This is a genomic window from Motilimonas sp. 1_MG-2023 (assembly GCF_030547455.1).
Classification (GTDB): Bacteria; Pseudomonadota; Gammaproteobacteria; order Enterobacterales; family CBDFNC01; genus Motilimonas.
In genome coordinates, this window is sequence record NZ_JAUOPX010000015.1 from 1 (window position 1) to 20,177 (window position 20,177).

Annotated in this window: 16 protein-coding genes; 6 read left to right on the plus strand and 10 right to left on the minus strand. The window is 44.4% G+C overall.

What is annotated here, in order from left to right; all coding sequences use genetic code 11:
* Positions 1-250: 250 nt before the first annotated feature.
* From uvrD to Q4519_RS09950, 7 genes are all read right to left on the minus strand, one after another.
* Positions 251-2,422 carry a DNA helicase II gene (gene uvrD, locus Q4519_RS09920; RefSeq protein ID WP_232802594.1) on the minus strand — a complete coding sequence of 724 codons (2,172 nt, stop codon included), beginning with the start codon at positions 2,420-2,422 and terminating at the stop codon, positions 251-253.
* A gap of 116 nt (positions 2,423-2,538) precedes the next feature.
* Positions 2,539-3,249: an HAD-IA family hydrolase gene (locus Q4519_RS09925; RefSeq protein ID WP_303511889.1), complete on the minus strand. Its 711-nt coding sequence runs from the start codon at positions 3,247-3,249 to the stop codon at positions 2,539-2,541.
* The gene (xerC, locus tag Q4519_RS09930) at positions 3,249-4,148 is read right to left on the minus strand and encodes a tyrosine recombinase XerC (RefSeq protein ID WP_336623446.1); all 900 of its coding nucleotides are present in this window, start codon (positions 4,146-4,148) and stop codon (positions 3,249-3,251) included. Before xerC ends, Q4519_RS09925 begins: the two co-directional genes overlap by 1 nt.
* A gap of 26 nt (positions 4,149-4,174) precedes the next feature.
* Complete coding sequence (locus Q4519_RS09935; RefSeq protein WP_232802597.1) at positions 4,175-4,885, minus strand: DUF484 family protein; 711 nt, start codon at positions 4,883-4,885, stop codon at positions 4,175-4,177.
* On the minus strand, positions 4,882-5,709 hold the full coding sequence (gene dapF, locus Q4519_RS09940) for a diaminopimelate epimerase (RefSeq protein ID WP_232802598.1): 828 nt from the start codon (positions 5,707-5,709) through the stop codon (positions 4,882-4,884). The genes Q4519_RS09935 and dapF overlap by 4 nt, the downstream gene beginning before the upstream one ends.
* A 13-nt stretch (positions 5,710-5,722) precedes the next feature.
* Positions 5,723-6,976, minus strand: coding sequence for a diaminopimelate decarboxylase (gene lysA / locus Q4519_RS09945; protein ID WP_232802599.1), 1,254 nt, complete (start codon positions 6,974-6,976; stop codon positions 5,723-5,725).
* Positions 6,977-6,986: 10 nt separating this feature from the next.
* Positions 6,987-7,166: a lipoprotein gene (locus Q4519_RS09950; RefSeq protein ID WP_232802600.1), complete on the minus strand. Its 180-nt coding sequence runs from the start codon at positions 7,164-7,166 to the stop codon at positions 6,987-6,989.
* Positions 7,167-7,240: 74 nt separating this feature from the next.
* Between Q4519_RS09950 and cyaY the strand changes: the two genes are divergently transcribed.
* The gene (gene cyaY / locus Q4519_RS09955) at positions 7,241-7,561 is read left to right on the plus strand and encodes an iron donor protein CyaY (protein ID WP_232802601.1); all 321 of its coding nucleotides are present in this window, start codon (positions 7,241-7,243) and stop codon (positions 7,559-7,561) included.
* Positions 7,554-8,222 carry an alpha/beta hydrolase gene (locus Q4519_RS09960; RefSeq protein ID WP_303511895.1) on the plus strand — a complete coding sequence of 223 codons (669 nt, stop codon included), beginning with the start codon at positions 7,554-7,556 and terminating at the stop codon, positions 8,220-8,222. The genes cyaY and Q4519_RS09960 overlap by 8 nt, the downstream gene beginning before the upstream one ends.
* Before the next feature lie 43 nt (positions 8,223-8,265).
* Here the strand turns inward: Q4519_RS09960 and Q4519_RS09965 are convergent, their stop codons facing one another.
* Complete coding sequence (locus Q4519_RS09965) at positions 8,266-10,782, minus strand: class I adenylate cyclase (protein WP_232802603.1); 2,517 nt, start codon at positions 10,780-10,782, stop codon at positions 8,266-8,268.
* Between the two features lie 304 nt (positions 10,783-11,086).
* On the opposite strand from Q4519_RS09965, the gene hemC reads away from it, so the two are divergent.
* Genes hemC through Q4519_RS09985 form a run of 4 tightly spaced genes read left to right on the plus strand, consistent with a single transcriptional unit; the run spans position 11,087 to position 15,194 of the window.
* A complete protein-coding gene (hemC, locus tag Q4519_RS09970; protein ID WP_232802604.1) occupies positions 11,087-12,019 on the plus strand; it encodes a hydroxymethylbilane synthase in 933 nt (310 codons plus the stop codon).
* Complete coding sequence (locus Q4519_RS09975) at positions 12,016-12,768, plus strand: uroporphyrinogen-III synthase (protein WP_303511898.1); 753 nt, start codon at positions 12,016-12,018, stop codon at positions 12,766-12,768. Before hemC ends, Q4519_RS09975 begins: the two co-directional genes overlap by 4 nt.
* Before the next feature lie 16 nt (positions 12,769-12,784).
* Positions 12,785-14,023 (plus strand): uroporphyrinogen-III C-methyltransferase, encoded by a 1,239-nt coding sequence (locus tag Q4519_RS09980; RefSeq protein ID WP_303511900.1) that lies wholly within the window; start codon positions 12,785-12,787, stop codon positions 14,021-14,023.
* The gene (locus Q4519_RS09985) at positions 14,016-15,194 is read left to right on the plus strand and encodes a heme biosynthesis HemY N-terminal domain-containing protein (protein ID WP_232802607.1); all 1,179 of its coding nucleotides are present in this window, start codon (positions 14,016-14,018) and stop codon (positions 15,192-15,194) included. The genes Q4519_RS09980 and Q4519_RS09985 overlap by 8 nt, the downstream gene beginning before the upstream one ends.
* 147 nt (positions 15,195-15,341) lie before the next feature.
* Here the strand turns inward: Q4519_RS09985 and Q4519_RS09990 are convergent, their stop codons facing one another.
* Both Q4519_RS09990 and Q4519_RS09995 read right to left on the minus strand, forming a co-directional pair.
* Positions 15,342-19,091: a PAS domain-containing hybrid sensor histidine kinase/response regulator gene (locus Q4519_RS09990; RefSeq protein WP_303511903.1), complete on the minus strand. Its 3,750-nt coding sequence runs from the start codon at positions 19,089-19,091 to the stop codon at positions 15,342-15,344.
* 3 nt (positions 19,092-19,094) lie between these two features.
* The gene (locus tag Q4519_RS09995; protein ID WP_232802609.1) at positions 19,095-20,018 is read right to left on the minus strand and encodes a diguanylate cyclase; all 924 of its coding nucleotides are present in this window, start codon (positions 20,016-20,018) and stop codon (positions 19,095-19,097) included.
* Positions 20,019-20,177: the final 159 nt, after the last annotated feature.

Sequence of the window (20,177 nt, forward strand, 5' to 3'; positions counted from 1 at the left end):
TGAAAGTCAATCGTTAATTTCGAGAAATTTTCGATTTATCTTTCTGGTTAGAAACCGCAGCTTCTTAACCACCTGATATTGCGTTGCGCCTTGCGCTGTGCCGTCTCAGTGGTTGCGCATTATAGGGAGATTCGATTTAAGCGCAACCCTTTTATTGAGCTAATTTGTAAAAATATCGCTCTTTTGATGTTTTCACACCGAAACGCTCAAAAACCACACTAAACTTGATAAAAATGGCGCTTTTATCAGCTTATAGTTTTTCTAGTCGAGCATAAGAAGTGACTAGCCACTTGCTACCTTGGTCGTCAAAATGCACTTGAATGCGGCTATGCTCCCCACTTCCTTCATAATTAAGCACCGTACCATCGCCGAATTTCACATGATTAACCCGCTGACCTAAGGCAAAGCCGGTGTTCTCAAACGATTCATTAACTGAAGTATTGGAAAAACGACCAAATTGCGTTGGTCTGCTCACTTGGGTTTTCAATCTCACTTCCGTGACACACTCAGCGGGCAACTCTTTAAGAAAGCGTGATGGGCGATGAAACTTTTCTTGGCCGTATAAACGACGGCTTTCGGCGTAGCACAAATAGAGTTTTTGCATCGCACGGGTCATGCCTACGTAACAAAGACGACGTTCTTCTTCTAATCGTGTTGGATCTTCGGCGGATTGTTGGCTTGGGAACATGCCTTCTTCTACTCCCACTACAAATACCAATGGAAATTCGAGACCTTTGGCTGAATGCATGGTCATCATTTGCACCGCATCATCAAATTCATCGGCTTGTTGCTCACCCGCTTCTAGTGCGGCATGAGTTAAGAAAGCGGTCAAGTCTGACATTTCTTCCGCTTCTTCTGGTTTTTCAAATTGCTTAGTCGCCGTTACCAGCTCTTCTAAGTTTTCAATCCTTGCTTTACCTTTCTCGCCTTTCTCTGCCAAATACATGGCTTGGAGGCCAGAGTGCAAAATCACAAAATCCACTTGCTCGTGCAATGGCAACTCGGTGGTGTCTTGTTCCATTTGATTAATTAGCTGGACGAAACCTTTCAATGCAGTGGAAGCACGCCCAGCAAACACACTTTCATCTAATAGTTGAATCAATGTTTGCCACAAGGTTTGGCCGCGATCACGTGCGGCGATACGTAATATGCCTAAGGTTTTATCGCCAACGCCTCGCGCTGGGGTATTAATGATGCGCTCAAACGCAGCATCGTCTAAGCGCGAATTAATCACTCGCATATAAGCCAGTGCATCTTTAATTTCTTGTCGATCAAAGAAGCGATGGCCGCCATAAATTCGATACGGCAAACTGGCCTGCATTAGGGCTTCTTCTATTACTCGTGATTGCGCGTTGTTACGATATAAAATGGCGCAGTCTTTTAAATCGCCTTTTTCATCGCGCCATTCTTTAATTTGCCCGACCACAAAACGCGCTTCATCCACTTCATTAAAACCAGCATATAGCGAGATTGGCTCGCCAGCGTCACCTTCGGTCCACAACTCTTTACCCATGCGTTCACTATTATTAGCAATGAGTTTGTTTGAGGCTTTTAGAATAGTGGCGGTTGAGCGATAGTTTTGCTCAAGGCGGATGGTTTCCGCGCCTTTATTGTCATCAAGAAAACGCTGAATATTTTCAATACGGGCACCACGCCAGCCATAAATAGACTGATCATCATCGCCGACAATCATGAGGTTATTGTCGCTACTGGTTAAAAGTCGTAGCCAAGCGTATTGGATATTGTTGGTATCTTGAAATTCGTCGACCAGCACGTTGCGAAAACGCTTTTGGTAATGCTCGAGAATAAACGGGTTGTTGAGGAATAACTCATGGGCACGTAATAGCAGCTCGGCAAAATCAATCAGACCGGCACGGTCGCAGGCTTCTTGGTATGCCTGATAGATCTTAATAAAAGTACCTTCTATAACATCACCAAATGCATCAAGGTGCTTAGGGCGTAGGCCTTCATCTTTTTTACCATTGATATACCACTGCGCTTGCTTAGGCGGAAAGGTTTTATCATCGAGATTCATGCCCTTACATAGGCGCTTCAGTAAGCGTAATTGATCATCAGAATCGAGCACCTGAAAATCTTGCGGCAAGCCAACATCATTATAATGAGCACGTAATAAACGGTGGGCTAAACCGTGGAAAGTACCAATCCACATGCCGCCCGCACCACTGCCTAACAAAGCCTCAACCCGAGCACGCATTTCTTTGGCGGCCTTATTGGTAAAGGTCACCGCCAGTACCGAGTAAGGCGAACAATGCTCGACTTGCAGTAACCAAGCAATGCGGTGCACCAGCACGCGGGTTTTACCGCTGCCCGCGCCCGCTAAGACGAGTTTACTGGATTGTGGCGCAGCAACTACGGCGCGCTGTTTGTCGTTAAGACCGTCGAGCAAAAGTTCAGGATTCATAAAAGCACTGTTTATTTATTCAGTAATAAAGGGATTATACCCAAACCAGCCAAAGATGCGAATCTCGCTAGTAGGGAATATACCCAAGCAGCCTTAAGGTGCTGAGGCATATGTGATTAAAGCAGGTTTAATAACTGGCTAAGATGTGTCATTTCAATATCAGGCAACATGCGGCTATCTTGATGAGTGCGCAACTGATGCCCTTGGTCATTAAACCAGATAGCTTGCGCGCCATTCGCTTTAGCGCCCAACACATCGGTAGTTAAGTGATCGCCAACGTGTAGAATATCAGCTATTTCAATGTTTAAATGATTAGCCGCGTAAGCAAACATATCGATATAGGGTTTCGCCCTTAAGCCATCCCCCGCTTTTAACACCAAGCTAAATGCATGGTCTAAACCTATCTGCGCTAAATTCACATTGCCGTTAGTAATCGCGATCACAGGATAAACTTGCGCTAGCCGGTTAAGCACATCAAGACTTGCTGCAGGCACGGTAAAGTCACTGCGTACATGTAGAAAATATTCAAACACTTGCTGCGCCATTTGCGCTGGCTCTGCTACTTGTAGCTCAACGAAGATGGCTTGTAACGCCGCTAAACGCCAAGCTGTAACATCACCAACCAAAGCTGCATCTAAAGCAAGAACTTGTTGCTTGTAATCAAACCATTGTTGCTTGGTCAATCGCGCTAATCTTGGGTCTTGTTGGCGTAAATAATCAAAGCTTTGTTGTTCAGCTTTTATGATGATCGGGCGGTTATCATATAAAGTGTCATCTAAGTCAAAACTAATGGCTTTGAAAGGTTTTAAACGGCGGTAACATTTCATTATTCAGACTCTTTATTTCGTTTTGATCTTGGGTGAGCATTATCGTAAACCTTCGCTAAATGTTGAAAGTCTAAATGGGTATAAACTTGCGTGGTGGCAATATTGGCGTGGCCAAGTAACTCTTGCACCGCGCGTAGGTCACCACTGGACTCCAGCATATGAGTGGCAAAGGAATGACGCAGTTTATGGGGATGAACATGACTATTTAAACTTTGTTTTAAGCCCCATTGCTCCATTCTTGCTTGCACACTACGTACCGAAATACGCTGCTTACGCTTCGACAAAAACAAGGCTGGCTCATCACTTAGTGCATATTCACTACGCACCATTAACCAAGCCCGAATACTGTCGATCGCTTGGCGACCCACAGGCAAGATACGCTCTTTGTTGCCTTTACCGATCACTCGCACCTGCCGCTCATCTAACTTTATTGACGTTAGATCCAGATTAACCAGCTCACTTAAGCGCAAACCAGAAGAATACATTAATTCCATAATGGCTTTATCGCGGATAACTAACGGGTCGTTGGTATCTAAATCAAGCAAGCGAAGCATATCGTCAACATCGAGGTTTTTCGGCAGTGGCCGGCCTTGCTTCGGTGGGCTAATACCTTTACAGGGGTTAATTAACAACCAATCTTGGCGCAAGGCAAATTCATAGAAACTACGTAAAGCAGATAGTTTGGTGGCAATACTGGCAGAGCTAATGCCTTTTTTATGCAACTTAGCAATCAGTAAGCGCACCATTTGCGCATCAACCTGCCGCCAAGACGTTACGTTTCGTTCGGCCAATAACGCCATAAACTGCACTAAATGCTGCTGATAGTTCTGGAGAGTATGAGGACTTAACTGACGTTCGGATTTGAGGTGCTGCAAAAACGCATCCATCCACTCTTGCATGACACACCTCATTATTTGGAATGACGTTACGCGCTGTCGGTTTTAATTTTTACCAACCGCGGCAATAAAATAGCCACAATCTGGCAAAGCTGGTCTAATAGCAGGGTATCCATTTCTGGCACAAAATGGTTCGCATTAGCACTACCAACGGCCAAGATCCCCAGACAACCTTGCTCTCCTAGCTCAATTAAAGCAACTGAGTTAACTAAGGCTTTTTCACCAAAAATAGCGTTTTTGTCGGCGTAATCAATACGACCAAAATAATGCTCTTCGTTACGGATCCGCTGCGCTCGCAAACCATCAAGAGTCGATTTATCTAGGCTATAGATAGCATGCTGCGCTGGCAGATCAAAATAGTCCGTATCTAACTTGATGGCAAATGCGTTTAACCTTAATTGTTCACGAAAAACCCGACCTAAGATTCGCACTAACTGAACCAAAGATTCTGCCTGCAGTAACTCAGGATACAAATCACCATAAGTCCGCGAAATTTTCTCATTATGAGTCGCAATGGACATCAACTGAGTAATTTCTTCTTCAAGCTGGCTAATTTTTTGCCGTTGGCGTTGCATTTGCATCTGCACCAACGAAACCGTGCCATGCTCTTCATGAGGTAAAGTTAGCGAGCTTAACAATTCAGGGTGGCGCATAAAAAACTCAGGTGAGTTAGCTAAAAATTGCGCCACATTTTCTTCATCTAATGCAACCTGATGTGGCGCAACACTACTGTCATTCATATTTGAATTTGTCCGTCAAACACATGTTCTGCCGCGCCAGTCATCATCACTGAGCCGCCCGGTTGCCACTCAAAAGACAACTTGCCACCACGCAACTCTAAAGTACATTTAGGTCCAAGCTTACCTTGCAGTTGCCCAATCACCGCGGCAGCACAAGCACCCGAGCCACAAGCTAATGTTTCCCCAGCACCACGCTCCCATACTCGAAGCTTGCCTAAACCTTCATTAACTACTTGTAAAAAGCCCACATTTACCTTTTGCGGAAAACGTTCATGCTTTTCTAGCAGGGGACCCAATATCTCTACCGGTGCAGTATCTATATCATCAACCAATACCACACAATGAGGATTGCCCATCGACACCACACCACACATAGTCGCGCCCTCATCAGTAAGCACTAAGTAAGTTTTCTCTTCTTTTTGCGCTTTAAAAGGTATTTTAGCTGGCTCAAATATTGGTTTGCCCATGTCCACCGTGATGTTGCCATCCGGCTGCACTATCAACTCAATACGCCCCTTGGCGGTACTGACACCGATACGTTTTTTATTGGTCAAACCTTTCATGCGCACAAAACGGGCAAAACAACGCGCGCCGTTACCACATTGTTCAACTTCACTGCCATCCGCATTAAAAATACGGTAATGAAAATCTAAATCGGGGCTATATGGCGGTTCAACAATTAACAGTTGATCAAAACCAATACCAAAGTTGCGGTCCGCCAAACGGCGGATCGCATCATTAGAAAAGAACACATTTTGGGTTACATTATCAACCACCATAAAGTCATTGCCCAAGCCGTGCATTTTCGAAAAATTCACTAACATCTAATTTCGTTCCTTAGGAAGGTAAAACGTTTTCACCTTTCCACAGGTCTTCATGAGTTTCACGCGCTCGCACTAGGTAAGCTTGATCCCCATCGACCATAATTTCTGCGGGGCGACAACGGCTGTTGTAGTTTGACGCCATGGTAGAGCCATAAGCGCCAGCACTGCGCACAACAACGTAATCACCTTCAGCAATTGCTAGGTCACGATCTTTACCTAAGAAATCACCCGTTTCACAAATCGGTCCCACTACATCATAGTTGCGGGTTTCTCGGTCGGCTTGTATGTTCATCGGCTCAATACGTTGCCAAGCGCTATAAAGTGATGGACGAATTAAGTCATTCATTGCCGCATCAACAATGGCAAAGTTTTTGTGCTCAGTTAATTTCAAGAACTCAACTTTAGACACCAAAATCCCAGCATTGGCCATGATCGCACGGCCTGGTTCAAACAATAACTTCAACTTACGATCGCCAAGACGCGCTTTAAGTGCCTTAGTGTATTCAGCCGGTTGTGGCGGTGTTTCACCGTTGTACGGCACACCCAAGCCGCCACCAACATCTAAGTGGCTAATTTCAATGCCTTTAGACTTTAAGTTATCGATCAATATTAACAACTTATCGATAGCTTCAATAAAGGGTTCAATTTCCGTTAGCTGAGAGCCAATGTGACAATCGACACCTTTCACTTCAAGATTTTCTAGTCCACTGGCTATTTGATAAATCGCAGACGCCTTTTCGATATCGATACCAAACTTATTTTCTTTTAAACCTGTCGAAATATAAGGGTGCGTACCTGCATCTATATTAGGGTTAACGCGAATAGAAATAGGCGCTTTTTTACCCATAAGAGCGGCAACTTCATTAATACGTAATAATTCGCCTTCAGACTCAACGTTAAAACAGTAGATGCCAGCTTCTAACGCGGTACGAATTTCTAATTCCGTTTTACCGACACCGGAAAATACAACCTTTTTTGGATCGCCGCCGGCTTTTAATACTCGTAGTAACTCACCAACAGACACAATATCGAAACCTGAGCCCAACTTAGCCATCAGATTCAATACACCTAAGTTTGAGTTTGCCTTCACTGCGTAACAAATCATATGGGGATGATCGCCTGCGGCTTGGTCAAAAGCATGCCAATGGCGCTCGATAGTGGCACGAGAATAAATATAAGCAGGCGTACCGCTTTGCTTAATAACGTCTTCTACCGCTAAGTCTTCCGCGAAAAGACGACCATCTTCCTGATAATTAAAAAAGTCCAAAGCTCTACCCCTACTTAGATTGATCTGTTTCGTTATTATTGGTTACATCTGCTGTCGGCATCGGCGTTGGTTCCAATGACGATTCGGGCTGAGGCTCAGGGGTTGGTAAATACAACGGCCCCTTGACACCACATCCGGCAAGCAGTAAAACCAAGCCTAAACCAAAGGCCATTTGGTTTACTCTGGTCATGATAGACTCTATGTTAATTCGGTTATGAACACTATAATCGCATTCACCATGATAAAAGCAATAGGGATTACGCAATGAATGATACTGAATTTCACCGTTTAGCCGATGATTTTTACCAACTACTAACAGAAAAGGTCGACCCATACGAAGACGATATTGAATGGGAAATCAATGGTAGCGTGCTTGAACTGGAATTTGCTGACCGCTCTAAAATCATTATCAATCGTCAAGAGCCACTGCATCAGATTTGGGTTGCCACTAAGTTTAACGGCCATCATTTTGAATACAAAGATGGTCCTTGGATTGATAACCGCGAAGGCGGCGAGCTATTAAGCTTCCTGAGTGCAGCAATTGAAAAGCAATCTGGTATCAAGGTTGACCTAGGCGATGCTTGATTCCATCACGATCGAGCCAACCGGTGAAGCCCAAGCTTGTGTGATTTGGTTGCACGGTTTAGGTGACTCAGGTGCAGGGTTTGCTCCTATTGTGCCAGAGCTGAAACTGCCCAAGCAGCATGGGATCCGCTTTATCTTTCCTCATGCACCAATCCGCGCGGTCACCGTGAACCAAGGGCAAACCATGCGCGCTTGGTATGATATTAAGACGATGGACTTAAATAATCGCGCCGATGAAACAGGCGTACTCGAGTCCATGGTGTTAGTCAGCGAATTAATTGAGCAACAAGTTGCGCAAGGAATAAAGCCAGAAAATATCGTGATAGCAGGGTTTTCACAAGGGGGCGTGATCGCGCTACACTTAGCTTGCCGTAGCCAACATCACTTTGCTGGCGTGATGGCGTTATCCAGCTACATGTGTAAACCAGAGAAACTGGGTAAAGAGAAAACGTCAACTAATCAAGATACCCCCTTCTTGATGCATCATGGTGAGTTTGACGAGGTCGTGCCACTACAAGCAGCCAAGCAAGCTAAGCAAACCTTGAGCGAACATGGTTTTAGCGTAAAATGGCAAACCTACCGCATGGGCCATAGTTTGTGTGCGCAACAACTTGCCGATATTAGCTACTGGCTAAGGCAACGTTTAGGGTCTGCGATATAAATGTTTTAAGGCCTAATGAATGACGAACGCCATAGGCCCAAAATTAAGAAGCGCTACTAAATTGCTTTATTGGCTCACTGGTTATGGACGGTGAACGATAAGGCAATAATTCCAAGTCGCCATTGGCATCACTTACTATTTCGTAAAACTGCGGCAAGTTGAAGTTAATCATAGACTTATCATCTTGACGCGAATGGGCAGAAGTGTAAAAACGATTCACCCCTTGCACCAATTCTTCTTTGTTACCACTGAAATGCTGATAAGTTTCTACACGATTGATTTCATCAACGATATAGATATTAAAGCCAGTGTCATGGTTTTCAAAAAAGAACTGCACGAGTCCTTCACTAGAATGAGACGCGACAATCTCAGGGGTTTTGGTGTGATGGGTTTTATCCAACCGTAGTGGCATTCGCTCCAGTTTGGTATCCGCAATTTGGCTATAAAAATCAATGGCATTTTCCAGTTTCTTAACTGACACACCACGGCGTTCGTAGAATACGCCAAATTTTTGATTGCCGACCACTAAAGTTTTTACCGCTTGATCGCGTTCAGAGCTCAACCGTGTAGTGATACCTTCTGCGACTAATTGCTGGAAACGATTACGAATTAAACCACGGAAATGTTGCGCATAACAAAACACATCAATCCGATCGGGAGAGGCGGCATCATTATGCATTTTACCTAAAATAGTACTCAACGCATCCACCACACTCTCTTCACCATTAAAGTGTAAGGTTCTAATTTCATTCCAAGAGTTACGATAAACCAGATCAACACTACCGACTAAGCATTCTTTATTGGCACCAAAAGAAAAAACATCACTGGCGTTAACATCAAACTCAATCACCTTGTTGGCCCAGTGACAAGTCGGGTCGTTCTCTAAGTTGAGAAAAATGCTCAAATGGCGAATTTCACAAGGACGACTCAAAGCAAGGTTAGTCGCATTAGATACTTTAACTTTAAATGTCTGCGCCAAATCTTGGCTAAACTGTAAGAAGTTTTCTTGTACTAAATCCGAGCCCTGATTAAACAAGTGCAATTTAGTATCTTTGACCAGCAAACCGTTGAAATAACTCCAAGCAATTAGCTTAGATAAATAGGGGCTATGCTCAAGAGGCGCACGTCCTATAATCGCTCTCGATTCTAGGGTTGAATTATACAAGTACCACCCTTCAGGGTTAGAACGCCCCTCTGGCACCTGTACCACACTCAAGTTTGGTTCAGAAAGATCAGGTGAAATACTCGGGTTTATTAACGCGACTTTACCAGGTAAGCTTTCAAATGCAGCGTATAACTTGCGCGACAAAATGCCGATGTCTTCGGGGTTAATACACTCACCAATATTATTACGGCGGGCAAAACGGATCAGGTTACGATAGCTCACCATAAGTGCTTCGAGCAGTTCACCATGAGCACCACGCACTTCCTGCACTTTCCAATACTCACGATTATCTAAATGCTGCAGTACTTGCTCACTCCATTGCCACTGCGCAACAATTTCTTGCAATGAATTTCGACGCCAAGCCGGTTCATCTTCTTTCGCTAGTTGAGATAAGCGGTCACAGGTTTTGAGGTAAAAACAGCGTCGCGCTAAATCTAAGCGCTTATGGTCGTTGGTGGCTTCGAGATACTCCGTGACCTGATTCAGCATCAACCAATAGGCATCTAATTTTTTGTCGTAAAAACTTTGTTGATGGAACGTTTTTTTAGCGCGAACCGAAATTAACTCGGTATTAGGATAAGCCCAAGAATACGCTTCCATCAGCAAGGTTTTAATAACTGCTTTGTACGGACTATCAATTCCCTTATAAAGCTGCCATAAGCTAGAGCCAAAGTACTCTTCTGCTGGGATCCGGCCAAAGCCACCCAGATCAAGCCAGTCATCTAAATTAATCTTATTCTGCCCAACCAACTGAGCCACATATTCGTCGTAATTACCTTCTTGCTCGGCGGGGATCATAGGCCACAATAAAGGCTTGCCCGCAATACACAAAGCACTGCGATAGAATTCATCCAGCAACAATAGATGGGATGCACTACCACAGCCCTCTTTACTCATGTGAGCGCTATTTTGGACGCGAAATTTATTGTCAGGAACCAAGAAAAAGTTAACTTCAATACCGCGGGTTTCGGCCCACTGTGTAATCAGCAAACACTTATTCTCAAGCAATAAACGCCGTTCACGGCTTAATTCATGCTGATGACAAATCCAAATATCTAAATCACTGTCACAGCACTGACCAATCGATGAGGTACTACCCATGGTATACAAACCTAAGATAGTGGTTTCATTTACATCGATATTGGCGTCACAGTTAGCGGTGAGGGATAAGTCTTGAACGAAGTTCCGTTGTTCACAAGAAGGTTCAAATGCGGCAATACCATGGGGCACTTCGCCATTAACGAAGCCTGGTAATAGTGGGTTATTATAATGTAGCAATACAGGGATAAAGTTAAAAACATAACGGCCTTGCGCCGGCAATGCATCCCGCGCATATTGTAAACGCAAAAGATTAAATTCATCTGCACGTTGTTGTAATGCTTCTAGCTGCTGCAAAAAATGACCCTTTCTAAAAAGTATGACTCACTCACCAAGCCCAAACAGGCTGCTTACAGAGTCAACTTAAGACCACACAAAAAGTGTGATCATGTTAACAGTATATTAGTGATAGGTAAACACAACTGCTCATAAAACCAACATCAGTGCTGGTAAAATCAGCTTTAACCATTCATAGCAAAATATTTTCGCGCTGAAACATATCAAAACAACACTATGATGAAAATATAAATTCGCAGCATTAATGAGTTGTTTAAGGGTTTTTGATAACATTCAGAGCCCTACTCAGACCAATGGAATGAACATGGCAACACAAACATTACGTATCGCCACGCGCAAAAGCCCGCTAGCAATGTGGCAAGCACAATTTGTTAAAGACGCTTTAGAAGCGATCCACCCTGACCTTGAAGTGATTTTGCTTCCTTTTGTCACTAAGGGTGACATTATCCTAGATACTCCGTTGGCCAAGGTGGGTGGTAAAGGGCTATTTGTAAAAGAGCTGGAAAATGCCATGCTCGCAGGTGAAGCGGACATTGCCGTACATTCAATGAAAGACGTTCCGATGGAGTTTCCTGCGGGATTAGGCTTAGCAACGATCTGTGAACGCGAAGACCCACGCGATGCTTTTGTTTCAAATCACTTCCAAACCATTGAAGAGTTACCTGCTGGTGCAGTGGTTGGCACCTCAAGCTTACGCCGTCAATGCCAACTACGCGCGAGCCGTCCCGATCTAGTGGTGAAAGACCTACGCGGTAACGTTAACACGCGTTTAGCAAAAATGGATGCTGGTGAATACGATGCGATTATTTTGGCCGCGGCTGGCTTACTACGCCTTGAAATGAATGATCGCATTGCCAGCTATATTAGCCCTGAACAAAGTTTACCCGCAGTTGGCCAAGGCGCGGTTGGCATAGAGTGTCGCAGTGACGACCACGTAACAATTGCCTTACTGGCATCATTAGATCATCCCGAAACTCGTATTCGAGTCTTGGCAGAGCGCGCCGTTAATAATACTTTAGAAGGCGGTTGCCAAGTGCCTATTGGCAGTTATGCTGAACTAGAAGGCGAAGAGATTTACTTACGCGCATTAGTGGGAAGTCCAGATGGTAGCGCCATGCTATACCGTGAAACCCGCGGTCCCATCGCACAAGCAGAGCAACTTGGCATAACCTTGGCCAATAGCTTATTGGACGCGGGAGCGAAAGCGATCCTCGCAGAGGTTTATCAAAACGCATGAGGTCGCTACGCATTTTAGTTACGCGGCCGCAGCGACACCAGCAGCCGCTAATTGATGCATTAGAGCAACAAGGTTGGTTTGCTATCGGCCAGCCTTTGCTCGAAATCAGCACCAGCCCTGACATAGAATCATTGGCCATGTCACAACATGAACTAGATAACTTTCAGTTCATCATCGCCATTAGCGACAATGCCGTACGTTATGCTAATAGCTATCTAAAACGGCACCATCTAAATTGGCCAAGACAGGCTAGATACTTAGCCGTCGGCAAAAACACCGCAGACTGTTGGCATCAACTCGCGCAAATAAACGCGTGCTACCCAGAGTCAGCGGATTCAGAAGGCTTAATCGCCATGCCGGCATTGCAAGCCATCGACCAGAGAAGAATACTCATACTCAAAGGTAATGCAGGCCGCGACCTGATCGCATCAAGCTTACAAAAAGCAGGAGCTAAGGTCACAGATGTCAGCACCTATCAACGTCAGCCGATACCCTTAAATCAAGCTGAAACTCTAACTAAATGGCAACAAAATCACATAAATAGTGTTATTATCACTAGCGGTGAGATACTTACCGCCCTGATAAATGTTGTACCAAATTGCGAGCGTAACTGGCTGTTTAAACTAAACTTGATTGTAATTAGCCACAGAATCGCAAAACTGGCCCGAGAAGCTGGGTTTATCAAAGTTTGGATCGCTCAAGGCGCCAGCCAATCAGCCTTGATCCAATGCCTTCATAATATTGAATAACATAGGACAGGTGTCAATGACCGCTAAAGACAGTAATTCAACCAACCCCAAAAGCACGCCGTCAACGCCTGAAAATAAAGATAAGGCCAAGGTAGAGGCTCAGGTCGATAAAAAGGCGCCGTCAAAAGCCGCCGTTGCGACGCCTCAACCAGCCACCAACCAAGAACGCAGTAAGCCAAATAAAGGCGGCCTTTACTTAGGCATCGCAGCTATCATACTCAGTGCCGGCTTAAGCTCGTGGCTATATTGGCATCATCAGCAAACTCTAACCAACCAACAAAGTCAGTTAGACCAACTTGAAAACCAAATTTTAGACCGCTTACAGTTACAAATAACGTCGGCCCTCGATCAACAGCAGCGTGATATTGGCGACCTAAAAGCGCTTAATCAAGCCACTTCTGAGCGCAATAAAGCCCTAGAGCAAAGCTTGCAAGCGCAAGCTAAACAAGCAACGTTAATTGAACAAGACATCGGCAACTTGCAACGCAATATTGCAGAAATGGACGTGCGCCGCCCTAGTGACTGGATGCTAGCAGAAGCGGAATATTTAATGCGTATGGCGGGTCGGAAGCTATGGCTAGAGCATGACGTGAAATCCAGTATTGCCCTACTACTGGCGACGGACCAACGGATTACCGAGCTTTCCGATCCCAGTTTAAACCCGTTACGCCAAGCCATCATTAACGATATCTCTCAACTAGAAGCGCTGCCTGACCTCGACAAAGACGGCTTAGTATTGAGGCTCACTAGCTTGGAGCAACAAATAGATAAGCTCAACATTGCCGGAATCAAGTTACCAGAAGTGTTGACTGAAACCGACAATACTTTGTCTTCAGATATCAGTGACTGGCAAGACAACCTAAAAAAATCATGGCGCTCATTTGCCGACAGTTTTATTACCATTGAACGCCGAGATGGCAAAGTAGAAGCCTTATTAGCACCTGACCAAGCTTGGTATTTAAAAGAGAACATTAAAAACCAACTGGTCAAAGCTCAGCTTGCTGTCTATCGCGAGCACCAAGCTATTTATACCGAGTCACTAGAAAAGGCCGCTAGTTGGATCAACCAGTACTATGATCAAAACAATCCAAACACACAGTACTTGGTAGAAAGTCTTACGGAGCTCAGCAAAAAAGCCATCACCGTTCAGTACCCAGATCAGTTGAAATCGAAACCTATCTTAGAAGACGTCATTGATCATCGTGTGAAGAAGTCTCTTTCTAACTCAATGAAACAGGAGTTAAGCAATGATTAAAGCGGCGATTCTTGTTGCCATTATTATTGCGGGCCTCATTTTTGGCCCCGAAGTGTCTGGCAGTAAAGGTTATGTTTTGGTGGCAATGGGCAATTACACCATTGAAACAAGCGTCACCAAAGCAATCATTCTATGTGTTTTATTTTACCTTTTATTATTGGGTATTGAATGGCTATTGCTTAAAACATTGGGTATCAGTAAAACATCTTATGATTGGCTACGTGGTCGCAATGTACGTAAAGCACGTAAAAATACCTACGCAGGTATGCTCGCATTAGCCGAAGGCGACTTTAAAAATGCAGAGCGCCTTACTGCCAATTCAGCCACGCATAGTGACACTCCCCTGCTAAACTATCTTGCTGCCGCGGAAGCAGCACAAGAGCAAGGTGATAACGCCAAGCGTGACACCTACTTAAAACAGGCGCAGCAAAATAGCGATAACAACTTTGCCATTGGCTTAACTCAAGCCAAATTTCATTTACGCCAAGGCCAATATGAAGAAGCCCATGCCGCGTTAAGCCTACTGCATAATAAACAGCCCAAACACCAACAAGTATTAAAATTACTCAGTGAAACATACCAACAGCTGGGAGAGTGGCAAAAATTATTGGATGTACTGCCAAGTTTACGTAAAGCCGGATTAGTGGCCAATGATGATGCTGAACAGTTAGAACTAACCGCCTATGCCAAAATCTTTCAACAATTGGCACAACAAGAAGGCAGCCATGGCTTGCAAGTATATTGGAACAAAATGTCCCGTAAGCTAAAAGCCGAGCCAAGCTTGATTGCTGCAATAGGTGAAGAGCTGATTGCCCTTGACGATCATGATGGTGCCAAAATTATTCTACTAAACGGCATCAAAAAGTCTGCCCCAGACAGGGTATTGGCAGTGATTAATCAGCTCAAACTAGCTGACTATCAAGCGCTCATAAACAGCTTGGAACATGGCCGGAAGAAATTCCCAGCCAGTGCGGCATTAGAATCCGCTTATGCACAATGCCAACAGAAAGCGGGCAACATTGAACTGGCGATTAAAGCCTACCAAGCTGCGATAGAGCTAACGCCCAATGCCAATGATTACTACCAGTTAGGTTTATTACTAGAACAACAAGGTGTCATTAGCGAAGCTCAGCAGTGCTTTAAGCAGGGGCTGACATTAAGCCAAGCATAAGCTCAATCCCATAAACAACTAAGCCCAGCAAATGCTGGGCTTATTTTTTAAACGCTAAAAAGAGGGACGGCTATACGATGCAGAGTTGAGCGCTTTATCTTCACCGCCAGCTTCATTTGAAAGATATCCAGCGCGACTGACAGCAAGTTAACCCTCAAGCCAGTCAGCCAATATTTGTCCTGCTTCTTCAAATTCATATTCATCAATCAAGTGATCAACTTTATCTGCAACCTCAGGCGCTTGCTTAGCAAGGCCTGTGCGCAACTGCTGCCAACGTTGCTGTGCTTCACCACTAGATTGGGCTAATAATTGCTGTAGCTCTAGCCATGCGCTTTGCTTTTCATTGTCTGCGCCTTGATTTGGGTGCGAAGTCAGTTGCTCTGATACCAATTGCTCAGCAGCGAGCCAAGCTTGTAGTTGTGCTATGGTCGAAGATAAGCAATGATGAAATGGCTCTAAGAGTTCAAAATTCGCTGCCGTAACAGAATGCCACTGCAACTCTTGCTGCTCGGACAACTTATGTAACTGTTCCAAACCAATATTGCCCGAGGCTCCTTTAAGGCCATGTACAATACTTTTTGCTTGCTCTGCATCATTAAACAGTAGGGCTTGCCTAATATTGTCTAAGTCGTTTTGATGCCCTTTCACAAATTCAGCCAACAGCTCTACTAGCAAGCTAGCATTCCCAGCCAAACGTTTCATTACCGTCTCAAGCTCCACTTCAGGAGGAGACTCAGACCAAGGAAAGGCGCTATCTTTTGTTACGCTTGTTAATTTTTTCGCAACAATTTCACTCGGCTGCTCTTGAGTTATCTGGGTCGTTTCTTGATTAACTTCTTGAGCAATCTCCGAGCTTTCTTTTGCTGGTGTCGGTAACCATTTTTTTAAAACACGTTTTAGCTCATCAGGATCAATCGGCTTACTAAGGTAATCATCCATTCCTTGTTTCAAACACTTCTCTTTATCTCCAGCCATGGCATGAGCGGTCATCGCAATAATCGGGATTTGATGATTTTCTCGTATCAGCTTAGTCGCTTGGTAGCCATCCATCTCAGGCATTTGAATATCCATAAAGATAAGGTCAAACTCTTGTTGCTCAACCATGGCTACCGCTTCCACCCCATTTGAAGCTATCTCAATATTAATGCCTAGCGCTTTGATTAATTCTCTTGCAACTTGCTGATTAATTAGATTATCTTCTGCTAATAGCACTCTCCCCTCTAGCGTCGAGATTGCCAACGGCTCAGATTTATTGTTATCAGTGCGCTGACCGAGCAAAATATTGTGTAAGGTATTAAATAACACTGACTGATTAATCGGCTTAGTAATTAAGTCGACAATCCCCGCTCCTTTTGCTTGCTCTAGTGCATCATCACGACCAAACGATGTCACCATCACTATGGTAGGTAAGTTAAACTGAGATTTTGCTTTAAGTAAGCGCCTGCTGGTTTCAATGCCATCTAGGCCCGGCATTTTCCAGTCCATCAAAATCAAGTCATAGGCACTGTGGTTATCTTTTAATAGATGCTCAATGGCCGCTTCACCTGACTCCAATACATCCACTTCCATACCAAATTGGGTTAGCATATCGGAAAAGATCAAACGCGCACTTTCATTATCATCAACGACCAACACCCGCTTGTCTTTCAAGGCACTTTCTTGCGTCTTTGTCACTTCACCTTCACCAACCACCAAATCAACATAGAAAAAGAACGTGCTACCTTTACCTTGCGTACTCGTTACCCAAATATCACCACCCATTTTCATCACTAGCTGCTTACTAATGGCAAGGCCTAAGCCGGTGCCACCATATTTACGCGTAGTAGAAGTATCCGCTTGAGTAAAAGATTCAAATAATTGCGAGACCTGAGCTTCCGTTAAACCTATACCTGTGTCTTTAACGGCAAAAAGTAATCTAGCTTTTCCTGAACTGGCTGGCTTGGCACTTATTTTAACCAGAACCTCTCCCGTTTCGGTAAACTTAACCGCATTGCTGGTTAAGTTAGTCAGCACTTGGGCCAATCGAAGTGGATCACCAACCAGATGTGAAGGCACATCGGGCTCACAATGCACTAACAACTCAATGTCTTTTTCTTCTGCTTTGGTACTGCACAGTGCCGCAACTTCTTCTAAAATGGCACCCAGCTCGAACGGTACTGACTCTAACTCCAGCTTGCCTGCTTCAATTTTTGAAAAGTCGAGAATATCGTTAATAATACCAAGCAGATTACGAGAAGAGGCTTGAATCTTATTAACATAATCTTCTTGCGTCTCGTCTAAACCCGTTTTCAGCGCTAAGTGACTTAAACCAATAATAGCGTTCATTGGCGTACGGATTTCATGGCTCATGTTAGCCAAAAAATCACTCTTATATTGGTTAGCCTGCTCAGCGTCCAGCTTGGCAATATTTAATTCGAGCATAGCCTGCTCAGCACGTTGACGGGCTTCTTCTAGCTCTAATACGCGCTTTTCTAATTGCTGTTCAGCCGCTTTACGATCGCTGATGTCATACAACCAAAGTAATACACCCTGCTGATTAGATTGCACTAACCGCTCTAGTGATAAAATTGCCCAAAAAATATGTCCAGAGCGACCCTTTAGCTGCACTTCTCGCGGTCTAACACGACCCGTTGCTTGAAATTCAGACTGACAAGCCGCGCGCTGTGCTTCATCCACCCAGCCAAACTGATACTGTCCAGGCGTTAATAGAAATGATAAGTCGGCACCTAACAGTTCATACAACTGCGAGTTAGAATAAATGAGCCCGCCACCTTCATGCTGAACAATCCCCGCACCAATAGGGCTCAGATCGAGCACATTACGTAAACGTGCTTCATTGTCCCGCAGTGCCAGCTCCATACTTTTACGTTCAGTAATATCAGATGCTGTGCCGCAAACGCCACTTACGGTATTAACCTCATCAAAAAGTGCAAAACGACTACGTAAAAAGGTCAGCTGCTGCCCATTATTGTCCAGCTCAACCTCCATTTCATCGCCTTGATTTTGCGTTAAGATGCTTTTATCGCCAATGAAAAATAGCCGATGAGCCGCATCTGAAAATGCTTCATCCGCTGTTTTTCCAATCACTTCTTGGCTCTTAACGCCAAATAGCCGCTCAAAACTACGGTTAACGAATACAAAACGGTTGTCGACGTCTTTCAAATAAAATAACGCGCTGGCGTTATTCAAAATGGCTTGGGTTCGCACTTCACCTTCACGAATGCGTCGCTCATCTATTTCACGCTGCACAATCATACGGTTATAAGCCGCTATCACTTGACCCAGTTCATCACGCGACTGCCAGCTAACGGTTTTAATCTCTTTGCCAACTGACATACCATTAATTGACTCAAGTAAACGCCGCAAAGGAATACCTAGCATACGATGGGTACTGAGTAATGAAACCCCAGCAATGAGTAAGATAAACACCACCAACATCACCAAATCTGATTTGATACGCTGGTAGCTTTTGCTGCGAATGGTGTCATCACGAAACACCACCCGTAATGCCCCCATCACAAGGGAGTCGTTACCATATTCATAACGAATATGTTTCATAATACTGATGTGACCTTGGTGCTCTACTTCTTGCTCACCAATTTCTAACAACACATTGTTTAATTCATCCATGAGTACTGCAGATACAAAAGCTTCATCAGAAGCGATATAGCTTAACGCCAACTCTAGGGCTTGGTTATCTAAATTCCACATATGGGAACCAAGCGCTTCAGACTGCACGGACACCAGCTGGTCGAGGTGGCTGTGTAAAGACTCTCGCTCATTAACGTAATGGCGATATTCTAAAATCGCAAACAACAGGGTTAAGCCAACAGCAGCCGTCGCAATAAAAATAGTCAACATCTTCATTGCGAGGGAGCGGGTCAGTCTCAATATCATAAATTACCTTTCATCCTGAAAATCGGCCAACACAAAACGATTTCGCCCTTGGTCCTTGGCTTGATATAACGCAGCATCTGCTTGATTAAATAATAGTGCCACTGAGCCACCTTGGCTTGGATAAATACTTGCCCCCCCTATACTAACAGTGACATAAGGCGCAACTAATGAATAACCATGCTTAACAGGATGTTCTTGCAACGCTTGTTGCACACTTAAGGCCACCTTTTCGATAGCGGATAGCTCGGTCAGCGCCAATACAATAACAAATTCCTCACCACCATAACGCGCTACTAAATCAACATTTCGTAACGGCAATGAACTTAATGTGTGAGCAACATGAACTAAGCATTCATCCCCTTGTTGGTGACCATAGTGATCGTTGAAGGCTTTGAAGTAATCAATATCAAGCAGCAAAATCGCTAACATGCCGCCACTACGCTTCAATTGCTGCCATTGGAAAGTAAGAAACTCGTCTAGCCGGCGCCGATTGGCAATTTCTGTTAAAGGGTCGATGGTGCTTAACGCTTTTAATAAATCACCGCGCCGTTTTAACTCCAGATGATTATGCACTCGCGCACGAATAATGGCGCTACTAAATGGTTTCGTCACATAATCAATAGCACCAACACTCAGCCCTTCTTCTTCATCGTTCTCTGAATCTTTGGCGGTGATAAAGATAACCGGAATATCAGCGGTCTCAGGATTACTTTTAAGGGCTTTACAAACTTGAAAGCCATTCATCCCAGGCATCACTATATCTAATAAAATAAGATCTGGTTTGTGCTCTAGCACGCGTCGCAGTGCTTGCTCACCATTTTTCGCCACCACAGTGTCATAACGGTCTTTTAGCAGCTCGACCAAGATACTAATGTTGACCTTCTCATCATCTACGATCAGGATTCGATTACGCGTATCAGTTGACAACTGGGCGTTCCTTTTTAGTTCAAGAAGATTGCAACTCGATATACACATCAATTTCAGGTTGTATATACCAGTAACAGGGTGCGACCATCATCGCGACATCCATTATGCTAACTTTATCAGCCCAAATATTTGGAGTAGAGTACTAATATCAGCGAGGGC